Raw genomic sequence first — 12054 nt, forward strand, 5'->3', positions numbered from 1 at the left:
CCGCGACACAGTCGCGGAGTGGTCGCCGGTCCGGCGGACCCCGCCCGGAGCGGCGTGGGCGTGGTCGTCGTGGTGTGTTGTTGCCGCAGTTGTTGGTGTCGGCGGTGGAGTCGGCCGGTGATGCGGTGGCGGTGGTGGAGGGTTCTCGGTCGTTGTCGTATCGGGAGCTCGATGCGGTGTCGTCGCGGTGGGCGCGGTGGTTGATCGGTCGTGGGGTGGGGCCGGGGGATGCGGTGGTGGTGGCGGTGCCGCGGTCGCTCGAGTCGGTGGTGGTGTTGTGGGCGGTGGCGAAGTCGGGGGCGACGTTCGTGCCGGTGGATCCGGGTTATCCGGCCGAGCGGGTGCAGTTCATGGTGGCCGATTCGGGTGCGGTGGTGGCGTTGACGGTGTCGTCGGTGTCGTCGGTGGTGGCCGGGGCGGCGGGGTCGGTGCCGGTGGTGGCGGTCGATGAGGTGTCGGTGGCGGCGCAGGTGCGGGGGTTGTCGTCGCGGCCGATCTCGTATGCGGATCGGGTGCGGTCGCTCGAGCCGTCGGATGCGGCGTGGATGATCTATACCTCGGGGTCGACGGGGCGGCCGAAGGGTGTGGTGGTCTCGCATGCCGGTGTCGGTGGGGTGATCGCGGCCGAGCGTGAGCATTTCGGGGTCGATTCCTCGTCGCGGGTGTTGCATGTGTGTTCGCCGAGTTTCGATGTGTCGTTGCTCGAGTTGGGGGTGGGGTTCTCGGCGGGGGCGACGGTGGTGGTGGCGCCGGCGGGGGTCGGTGGTGGTCCGGATCTGGCGGATGTGATTGCCGCGCAGTCGGTGTCGCATGTGTTCATGACGCCGGGTGCGTTGGGGTCGATGGATCCTGCCGGGTTGGATGCTCTGCGTGTGGTGGTGGTGGCGGGGGAGTCGTTCACTCCGGATCTGGTGCGGCGGTGGTCGGTGCCGGGTCGGCGGCGGTTCTTCAATGCTTATGGTCCGACGGAGACGACGATTCTGGCGACGTCGTCGGCGGAGTTGGTGCCCGATGCGCCGGTGGTGATCGGGTCGGCGATCGCGGGGGTGGGGGCGTTCGTGCTCGATGAGCGGTTGCGTCCGGTGCCCGAGGGTGTGGTCGGTGAGTTGTATGTGGCCGGGGCGCAGGTGGCGCGGGGTTATCACGGTCGGTTCGGGTTGACCGCGGCGCGGTTCGTGGCCGATCCGTTCACCCCGGGTGGTCGGATGTACCGGACGGGGGATCTGGTGCGTCGGGGTGGCGATGGGGTGTTCGAGTATGTGGGGCGCAGTGATTTCCAGGTCAAGATCCGGGGGTTCCGGATCGAGTTGGGGGAGATCGATGCGGTGTTGTCGGCGGTGCCGGGGGTCGGGTTCGCGGTGACGGTGGGGGTGGTGTCGGCGTCGGGGGAGTCGGTGTTGGTGTCGTATGTGGTGCCCGAGGCGGGGGCGGTGCTCGATCCGGTGCGGGTGCGGGCGTCGGTGGGGGAGGTGTTGCCGGGGTTCATGGTGCCGTCGTCGGTGACGGTGCTCGACGAGGTGCCGCTGACGCCGGTGGGGAAGGTGGATCGGGCGGCGTTGCCGGCGCCGGTGTTCGAGGTGGCCGAGTATCGGGCGCCGCGGTCGGTGGTCGAGGTGGCCGTGGCCGAGGAGGTGGCGCAGGTTCTGGGGGTCGAGCGGGTCGGGTTGGACGATTCGTTCGTCGATCTGGGGGGTAATTCGTTGGCGGCGACGCGGTTGGTGGCGCGGTTGTCGGCGCGGTTGGGGTATCGGGTGGCGGTGCCGGTGGTGTTCGAGACGTCGTCGGTGCAGGAGTTGGCGGCTCGTCTGGGTACCGAGACCGCCGGTGCCGGTGCCGGTGGCGGTGCCGGGACTGTGGTGTTGTCGGCGTGGGAGCGTCCGGAGCGGGTGCCGTTGTCGTTGGCGCAGCAACGCATGTGGTTCCTCAACCGTGTCGATTCGTCTGCGGCCTATAACATTCCGGTCGTCGTCCGGTTCACCGGAGCGCTCGACGCAGACGCGCTCGGCCGTGCGATCGATGACGTCGTGGCCAGGCACGAGTCGTTGCGGACGGTCTACCCGGAGGTCGACGGCCGTCCCGTACAGCACATTCTCGGTGCGGACTCGGTGCGGTCCGGGCTCGTCCCGGTCGACATCTCGCCGGATGCGCTGGCCGGCAGGATCGAACGGGTCGTCTCCACTCGGTTCGATGTCACCCGTGAGGTCCCGTTCCTCGTCGAACTCCTCCGGACGGCGCCGGAGGAGCACGTGCTCGTCGTCGTGGTGCACCACATCTCCGCCGACGGCTACTCGATGGGACCGCTGACCCGGGATCTTGCGGCTTGCTACGTCGCCCGACTCTCCGGTTCGGAACCGCGGCTCCCCGAATTGTCCGTGCAGTACGCGGATTACACGCTGTGGCAGCGCGAGATCCTCGGCGACGAGTCCGACCCCGGCTCGATGTCCTCCCGACAGGTGGATTTCTGGCGTCGCGCCCTCGACGGGATCCCCGACCGGATCGACCTTCCCGCCGATCACCCGCGGCCGAAGGCGCAGTCGTATCGTGGTGCAAGCGTGGATGTCTCGATCGGTACGGAGGTCCACACGGCGCTCCGGGCACTTGCGCAGGATCACGGCGCCACGCCGTTCATGGTGGTTCACGCGGCGTTCGCGGTGCTGCTCTCCCGGCTGTCCGGCATGCGCGACATCGTGGTCGGTACTCCCGTCGCGGGACGGAACGACCCGGCACTGGACGACCTCGTCGGAATGTTCGTCAACACCATCGTCTTCCGGGCCGAGGTAGATCTCGTGGAGTCGTTCTCCACTCTGCTCTCCCGGGTCCGGAAGGCGGACCTCGCCGCGTTCGCGCACGCCGATGTGCCGTTCGAGCGTCTCGTCGAGGTGCTCGATCCGGTGCGGTCTCTCGCGCACCACCCGTTGTTCCAGGTCGGATTGTCCTTCCAGAACCTGTCGCGCGCGTATCTCGACCTACCGGGTCTCGAGGCCGAAAGTCTCGTAGCGGAAAGGAACGTCTCCCAATTCGATCTGCACCTGATCCTCGCCGAACGCTACGACGGCGAGGGCGTGGTGGACGGGTTGGCCGGTGTGCTCACCTACGCGACAGATCTCTTCGAGGAGTCCACCGCGCAGGCACTCGCGGGCATGTTCGTGCGCCTGGTTCGCGACCTCGTGACCGACCCCACGCGGCCGGTGGGCGACGCACAGATGCTCGACCCCGCGCAACGCACCCGCCTCCTGCACATCTCGGGCGGCCGGCGACACCCGGCCGACGCGCAGACGCTACCGGAGCTCTTCCGCAGAAACGTATCCCGTGTCCGGGAGGCCACCGCGGTGGTCCACCCCGGCGGACGAGCGTCGTACCGGGAATTCGCTGCGCGGGTGAACCGTACGGCACGCGCACTCGTCGCAGCAGGTGTCGGACCCGAGACCCGGGTGGGACTTCTGATGCCGAACTCTCTCGAGCTCGTCGTCGCGATGTTCGCCGTCTCGACGGCAGGCGGCGCCTACGTTCCCCTCGATCCTTCTCTGCCGCCCGGCCGGATCGAACAGATCGTGGACACCGCCCGTCCCGCGCTCGTTCTCCGTTCGTCGAAGACCACCGGCGCAACCCGCACGGTCGATACCCGTGACGCGGTTCTGTTCGACATCGACGACCCGGCGTGGGAAGAGCTGCCGGCGGACGATTTCACCGATGCGGACCGGATTTCGCCGCTGTCACCCGACAATGCGGCCTACGTGCTGTTCACCTCGGGCTCCACGGGAACACCGAAGGGGGTGGTCGTCCCGCACCGGGCGGTGGTGAACCAGCTGGAATGGATCCGTTCCCGGTTCGGAGCGGACGACCGTGAAGTGGCAGTGCTGCACACACCGCCGACCTTCGATCTGTCGGTGTGGGAGTTCTGGGGTGCGCTCACTTCCGGTGGATGCCTGGTCGTTCCGCCGCCCGGACGGTATCTCGACCCTGCGGCGATGCTGGCCTTGATGGATCGGGAGGAGGTCACCACCTTCCACTCCGTACCGACCATGCTCGATATGCTCACCGCGGCAGCGACCGGCGGATATCCCGCCTCGTTGCGCCGGGTGCTGTCCATCGGGGAAGCGCTGTCGCCCGCCTCGGCCGAGGGATTCCGGAAGTGCTCGGATGCCGTGCTGACGAATCTCTACGGTCCCACCGAGGCGACCGTCTCGGTCACTGCCCACGAGGTGCGGGAGGACGACCGGCATGTCGTTCCGATCGGTGTGCCCGCATGGAACACGACCGTGCGTGTGCTCGATGGGCGCCTGAACCCGGTTCCGGTGGGGGTCGTGGGCGAGCTGTATCTGGGTGGGGTACAGCTTGCGCGCGGATACCTCGGCCGTACGGCGGAGACCGCCGCTCGGTTCGTCGCGGACCCGTTCGGCGACGGACGGTTGTACCGCACCGGTGATCTCGTGCGGTGGGTGGAGACCTCGGCCGGCACCGAACTCGAGTATGTGGGACGTCGGGACCAGCAGGTGAAGATCCGCGGTTTCCGGGTCGAACTCGCCGAGATCGAGGATGCGCTGCGTTCGTGCCCGGGGGTGATCACCGCCGCCGCGGCGGTGCAGAAGGATGCGGACCGGGGAGACCGGCTGGTGGCCTTCGTCGTGGCGGACGACGACACCGACCTCGACGTGGAAGCGCTACGACCCGCCCTCACCGAGCGGCTGCCGGGATACATGATTCCGACCGCGATCGGCCTGCTCGACCGACTGCCCCGGGGGACCACCGGAAAACTCGACCGCAATGCTCTTCCCGTTCTGCGGGCCGAAGCCTCTCGGTACCGTCCGCCACGGACGGACACCGAAGCAGCTGTCGCGTCGGCATTCGCTCGCACGCTCCGGATCGAGCGAGTGGGACGGGACGACGACTTCTTCGCACTCGGCGGTACGTCGTTGCTCGCGATCGCCGTCAACGGCGAGTTGGCGGCTACGGTGGGGCACACCGTGCCGGTCGAGTGGATCTTCGACAGTCCTGTGGTCGCCGATCTCGCGGAACGGATCGATCGCACCGACCCGACCGGCGAGGACGGACGCAGTGCGGCTTTCGACATCGTGCTACCGCTGCGCACACCGGATGCCGATGGTCCACCGGTGTTCTTCGTGCATCCCGTCGTCGGCCTGGCGTGGAGTTTCGCCGGGCTGGCCGAGTATGTGGAGGACGGACGCCCGGTCTACGGACTGCAGTCACCGGCACTGTCGGGTGACGCGCCGCTACCCGGGTCCATCGAGGAATGGGCGGCCGTCTACGTCGAGGCCGTTCGTGAAGTCCGGCCCGCCGGTCCGTATCACCTCGTCGGTTGGTCGATGGGTGGCGTCATCGCCCACGAGATGGCGGTCCGGTTGCAGCGTGCGGGATCGATCGTCTCGTCGCTGACCCTCCTCGACGCGCACGTACGGATCGTCCTGACCGATCGGGTCGATCCGGCGGAGGTCGCGATGGCAGGCCTGATGGGGGCCGGGCAGGGTGGCGACACACCACCCGCAGGTGTGTTTCGTTTCACAAACAACCCGGCCGACGACAACGGGCCGGCGCTCGGGTCGCTTCCCCTCGACGGGATTCTGCGCGGCATAACCCACTCCTTCGAGGTGCTCGAAGGTCACACACCGGGCCTGTTCGACGGGAACATGTTGTTCGTCGAGGCCGGGAAATCCTCCCGCCGGGAACAGCCTTCGCTTCGGGAGTGGGATCCGTTCGTCACCGGTCGCGTGGTGCGGCACATCGTGGACGTCGATCACTGGGGCATCACCTCCGATGAAGGATGCCGTGAGATCGGGCCGATCCTGGCGAAGTTCACCTGCGGTGAGAATGTCCGAATTGCCCAGTCGGGCAACCGGGGAGACGGAGTCGGTCCGTCCGTTCGAGTGGAGCCCTAGCCCGGCCTGTGCCAGACTCGATCACGATCGGCAGGTGTGGACCGGTAGTCGGGGACCAGTCCACACGGATGCTCGATCGATGGGCGCCGCGAACTCTCGCGACGTCTGGTTCTGCGTACCCCCGGCGAGATCGGGGAGGGCATGACCACCAGTGCAATCGGGCCGGAATCGAGTCCGGCGGTGTCCGCAGACGCTCACCGACAGCGCGGTTCTCGCCGGTGGAAGCACCGTCTACGCCGCCGTCCCGCGACCGCGCTTCTCCCGCATCTGCTGGCCGCGGCGGTCGAGCGCGATCCTTCCGGTATCGCGATGCTCTCCGAATCGGGATCGACGACCTACGCGGAACTCGACGCCGCTTCGTCACGTCTGGCGCGACTGCTGATCGGCCGTGGTATCGGCCCCGAGGACGTCGTAGCGCTGGCTTTCGTCCGGTCGCCGGAATCGGTGGTCGCCACCTGGGCCGTCGCCAAGACGGGCGCGGCCTTCGTTCCCGTCGACCCCACATACCCGCCCGATCGGGTCGAGCACATGGTGGTCGACTCCGGCGCTGTTACCGGACTGACCCTTTCGGACACCGCTTCCTCGTTGCCGGAGACCGTCGAGTGGCTGCGGATCGATGCACCGGACGTGTCGTCCGAAGCGGAGGCGCTGGCCTCGACCCCGGTGGGCTTCGACGAGCGACGCGGTCCGCTGCGACCGGACAACGCCGCCTACGTCATCTACACGTCCGGTTCGACCGGACGGCCCAAGGGTGTGGTCGTCACCCACACCGGTCTCGCGAACTTCTGTGCGGAGCAGGTCGAACGCTACGGCCTGACGGCCGATTCGCGCACCCTGCACTTCGCATCGCCGAGTTTCGACGCTTCCGTACTCGAACTGCTCCTGGCGGTCGGGGCGTCGTCGACCATGGTCGTGACGCCGCGCTCGGTCTTCGGCGGTGGCGAATTCGCAGAATTCGTTCTGCGACACGGGGTCACCCACGCCTTCGTCACTCCGGCCGCGTTGTCCTCGGTGGACCCGTCCGGGCTCGGCGTGCTGAACACGGTCGTCGTCGGTGGTGAGGCGTGCCCGCCCGAACTGGTGACGCGATGGGCTCTCGGACGCCGATTCTTCAACGGCTACGGCCCCACCGAGACGACGATCATGTCGAACATCTCGGACGAACTCGCTCCCGGCGACCGGGTGACGATCGGGCCCCCGATCCGCAACGTGTCGGAGTCCGTGCTGGACTCGCGTCTGCATCCGGTTCCCGCAGGTGTCGTGGGGGAACTGTACGTCTCGGGTCCGGGCGTGGCCCGCGGCTATCACGGACGTCCCGGATTGACGGCGACACGATTCGTCGCGGCTGCCGGAGGCGCACGGATGTACCGCACCGGTGACGTCGTACGCGGACCCGAAAGCGCCGATGCGGGCATCGTCTACGTGGGCCGCAACGACTTCCAGGTGAAGGTGCGCGGATTCCGCATCGAACTCGGGGAAATCGACGCGGCGCTGTCGTCCTTCCCCGGAGTGGATTTCGCCGTCACCCTCGGCCGCCCGACACCTGCCGGGGAGACACGTCTCGTGGCGTACGTGCACGGGGCCGGCGCGGCGCTCGATGCGGATGTCCTCACCCGCCACGTCGCAGACCTGCTTCCGGCGTACATGGTTCCCGCAGCCGTCGTCGTCCTCGACCGGATTCCCCTCACCCCGTCCGGCAAGGTCGACCGCGCCGCCCTGCCGGAACCCGAGATCACGGCCACCGAGTTCCGTTCCCCCGCGACGGTATCGGAACGGGCGATCGCCGAGGTGTTCGCCGACGTGCTCGGTGTGGACCGGGTCGGGCTCGACGACAACTTCTTCGATCTCGGCGGCAACTCGCTGCTCGCGACCTCCGTCACCGGTCGTCTCCGGACACGTCTCGGAGTCACGGTCGGTGCCGCGGCGCTGTTCGAGGAACCGACCGTCGCGGGGCTCGCGGGCCGTCTCGACGCCACCTCGTCCGGCGGAACGGTGCCGCTCGTCGCACGGCCCAGACCCGCACGCCTGCCGCTGTCCTACGCCCAGCAGCGCATGTGGTTCCTCAACCGCCTCGATCCCGAGTCCGCCGTCTACAACATTCCGCTGGCGGTCCGGCTCGCGGGCACGCTCGACATCGACGCGATGCGTACGGCGTTCGCCGACATCGTCGAACGTCACGAGACCCTGCGCACGGTCTACCCGGAGGTCGACGGCACCGGGGAACAGCGCATCCTCGAACCCGGGAGGGTCGCGGTCGACGTGCCGGTGGAGCAGATTCCGGCAGAGGCACTGGTCGAGCGGCTCGCGGCCGTCGCCGGACGTGGATTCGACGTGACCGCGGAGGTGCCGGTCCGCGCGGCCCTGTTCGAGACCGGAACCGACGACCATGTGCTCATGCTCGTGATGCACCACATCGCCGGTGACGGCACGTCGCTCGCGCCGCTCGTGCGCGATCTCGTGACCGCGTACACCGCCCGCGCCGGAGGCCGTCCGCCGGCGTGGACGCCGCTGCCGGTGCAGTACGCCGACTACACGCTGTGGCAGCGCGAGGTCCTCGGCAGCGACGACGATCCCGGCTCCGTCGCCGGCCGACAACTGGCGTACTGGACCGAAGCGCTCGCCGGTATCCCCGACCACCTCGACCTCGCCACCGACCACGTCCGCCCCGCCATCCTCGGCTCGGGCGGCGGCACCGTGCGCACCGAACTCGACGGCGACACCTACGAGTCGATCACCGCGCTGGCACGCCGCACCGGGACGACGCCGTTCATGGTCGTCCACGCCGCGCTCGCGGCGCTGCTGGCGCGACTGTCGAACACCCACGACGTGGTGATCGGGACGCCCGTCGCGGGCCGATCGGCACCCGAACTCGACGACCTCGTGGGCATGTTCGTCAACATGCTCGCCCTGCGCACCGACGTCGACCTCGGCGCGTCCTTCACCGAACTGCTCGACCAGGCGCGCCGAGTGGACATCGCGGCCTTCGACCACGCCGACGTCCCGTTCGAGCGGCTCGTGGAGGTGCTCGACCCGGTTCGGTCGCCGGCGCGCCATCCCCTCTTCCAAGTGGGCCTGTCGTACCACAATTTCACTCTCGACGCGCTCGAGTTGCCGGGCCTGCGGGTCGAACCGCTCGACGCCTCGTCCTCGTCGGTCCGGTTCGACCTCCACGTCACGATCGTCGACCGCGGCGTGAACGGCGGACCCGGTGGGTTCGACATCGAATTCGGTTACGCCACCGACCTGTTCGACGAGTCGTCCGTCCGCCGCATGGTCGACCGTTACCTGCGGATCCTGTCGGTCGTCGCCGACGACGCGGACGTCGTGGTCGGCGATATCGACCTGCACGATCCCGACCAGCTCGCCGCCATGCTCGAAGCATGGGAGGCCGAGCAGGTCGCGGTGGGCCCCGGCCGGACCCTCGCCGACCTGTTCGCCGACCAGGTCCGCGCAACACCGTCGGCCTGCGCGCTCGTCGATGCGAAGGGCGAACTCACCTACGGTGAATTCGCCACGCGGGTACGCCGTCTCGCACGGGTGCTGATCGAACACGGAGTCGGCCCCGAGACGGTCGTCGCCCTCCCCATCCGTCGTTCGATCGATCTCGTCGTCGCGATGTATGCCGTCGTCGAGGCCGGTGGAGCGTACCTGCCGCTCGACCCCGACCATCCCCGCGAGCGGATCGAGTACATCGTGGAGTCGGCCGACCCGGCGTGTGTGCTCACCACCGGCCGCGACCGGATCGACCTCCCCGGTGACCGCCCGACGATCGAGGTCGACACGGTCGATCTCGCCGCGTACGACGGTCGCGCCCTGCGGAACTCCGACCGTCTCGCACCCCTGCGCGCCGGGAACGCGGCGTATGTGATCTACACCTCGGGCTCGACCGGCCGTCCGAAGGGAGTCGTCGTCTCGCACGAGGCGATCGTCAATCAGCTGGTCTGGAAGAAGAACGAGTACCGGCTCGGCGAGGGGGACGCGGTCCTCCTCAAGACCGCCGCGACCTTCGACCTGTCGGTGTGGGAGTTCTGGTCGGCGCCCACCTCGGGTGCGAAGCTCGTCGTCGCGTCGCCCGACGGACACCGTGACCCCGCCTACCTCAACGAGTTGATCCGCCGCGAGAACGTGACGACCCTGCACGTCGTCCCCTCGATGCTCGATGCGCTGCTCGACGACGCAGAAGGAGAACTGCCGGGTTCGCTGCGACGCGTCCTGGCGATCGGCGAGGTACTTCCGATCGACACCGCGGAACGCACCCTCGAGCACTCCGACACGGACCTCGTCAACCTCTACGGTCCGACCGAGGCGGCGGTCTCGGTGACGGCTCACCGAGTCACCGAGACGGCGGACACATCCGTGCCCATCGGGGCGCCGATCCCCAACACGCAGGTGTTCGTCCTCGACGACCGCCTGCATCCGGTGCCGCCGGGTGTCGCGGGAGAGCTGTATCTCGCCGGTGCCCAGCTCGCTCGCGGTTACCTCGGGCGTCCCGAGCTCACCTCCGAACGGTTCGTGGCGAACCCGTTCGGTGCACCCGGTACGCGTCTGTACCGCACCGGCGACGTCGTGCGCTGGCGGTTCGACGAGGACGGGCTGTCGGGCACGCTCGAATACCTCGATCGCGCCGACTTCCAGGTGAAGGTGCGGGGTTTCCGCATCGAACTGGGGGAGATCGAATCGGCGTTGCGTGCGCTTCCGCAGGTTCGTGACGCCGTCGTCACCGTGCAGAACGGCGATCGGATCGTGGCATTCGTGGTTCCCGTCGCCGAATCCCCGGACATCGCGTCGATCCGCGCCGCACTGACCCGGACCCTGCCGTCCTACATGGTCCCCCAGGGCTTCGTCACGCTCGACGTGCTGCCGCTCAACGTCAACGGCAAGGTCGACCGCAAGGCTCTTCCGGAAGCGGAGGTCGCCTCGGCGCCGTATCGCGCCCCGCGCGGCCGCACGGAGACGGTCGTCGCCTCGATCTACGCGGAAGTGCTCGGTACCCGGGACCGCGTGGGTCTCGACGACGACTTCTTCGGAATCGGGGGCAACTCGCTCAGCGCCGTGAAGGTCGCCGCACGCCTGCGGGACGTCCTCGACGCCCACGTCGAGTTGCCGTGGCTCTTCCTTCATCCGGGCGTCGAGGAACTCGCCGCCCGGATCGATGCGCACGGCGACTCGGCGCGAGACGCACTCGGCGACGCAGGCCTGGATCTCGTTCTACCCCTGCGTGCCGGTGGGGAGGGTGCGCCGGTGTTCTGCATCCATCCCGTGACGGGACTCGCATGGGGTTTCGCCGGTCTCGTCCCGTATCTGGGCGACCGTCCCGTCTACGGCCTGCAGTCGCCCGCCCTCGGGGCGAGTGGCGCTCTCCCCTCGAGCATCGATGCGTGGGCGGACGAGTACGCCCGGCGTATCCGGGAGATCCACCCTCACGGTCCCTACCATCTCGTCGGCTGGTCGATGGGAGGCATCCTCGCCCAGGCCGTCGCGATACGACTGCGCCGCGCCGGGCAGGAGGTTCCGACCCTCGCGCTGCTCGACGCCTACCCGGAGACACGAGGCGCTGCGGCTCCGGAGCGGGCGACCGCACCCACCGTCGCCGAGGTCCTCGGTTTCGGCGGGGACTTCCCGGAGGCCTCGGTGCCCTTCACCGAGCTCACCCCCGAGAACGCGCAGAAGATCGTCGAGGGTCTACCGGCCCCGTTCGACGTACTCACCCCGGAGCGGATCGAACGGATCGTCGAGGGTGTGCGTCACTCCTACACCCTCCTCGCGTCACATCGACCCGAGGTCTACGACGGGGACCTGACGGTCTTCGTCGCCGAGGCCGACCGCTCCGCGTCATCCGCGGAGACGTGGTATCCGTTCGTGAACGGACTGGTGACCACGCGCGAGGTCCCCGTCTCCCACTGGGACCTCGCCACCCGGAAGGCCTGGGCCGTGATCGGTCCCGCCCTCGGCCGACGGCTCGATTCGGGGCGCTGACCGGCAAGAACTCGATATCTCTGCCGCATGGGGCGAACCGCCGAGGGTCGCCCCATGCGGGCGTGCCCGAGGCTCGCCGTAACATGACGCCTTGCCCCGCGATGCTCTAATGGGGCAACTGACCACCCGGTAACAACGGGTGGTCGCGGCCGAAACGGGACGTTCGAGGGAATCGGTACCAGTG

At 68.6% G+C, this 12054-nt stretch carries 2 protein-coding genes; both read left to right on the forward strand.

Going from position 1 to position 12054, the window contains the following annotated elements:
• Positions 1 to 74 precede the first annotated feature (74 nt).
• Positions 75 to 5894, forward strand: coding sequence for an amino acid adenylation domain-containing protein (locus PV766_RS07970; RefSeq protein WP_421096831.1), 5820 nt, complete (start codon positions 75 to 77; stop codon positions 5892 to 5894).
• 141 nt (positions 5895 to 6035) lie between these two features.
• Complete coding sequence (locus tag PV766_RS07975) at positions 6036 to 11870, forward strand: amino acid adenylation domain-containing protein (RefSeq protein WP_421096832.1); 5835 nt, start codon at positions 6036 to 6038, stop codon at positions 11868 to 11870.
• The last annotated feature ends 184 nt before the right edge of the window (positions 11871 to 12054 follow it).

Origin of the sequence: Rhodococcus sp. As11 (genome assembly GCF_048957735.1) — a bacterium.
In the GTDB taxonomy this organism is placed as follows: domain Bacteria; phylum Actinomycetota; class Actinomycetes; order Mycobacteriales; family Mycobacteriaceae; genus Rhodococcus; species Rhodococcus gordoniae.

What these genes read in the sequence shown, in the direction of transcription:
- PV766_RS07975 (WP_421096832.1), top strand. Translation starts at nt 6,036, where the DNA reads ATGACCACCAGTGCAATCGGGCCGGAATCGAGTCCGGCGGTGTCCGCA.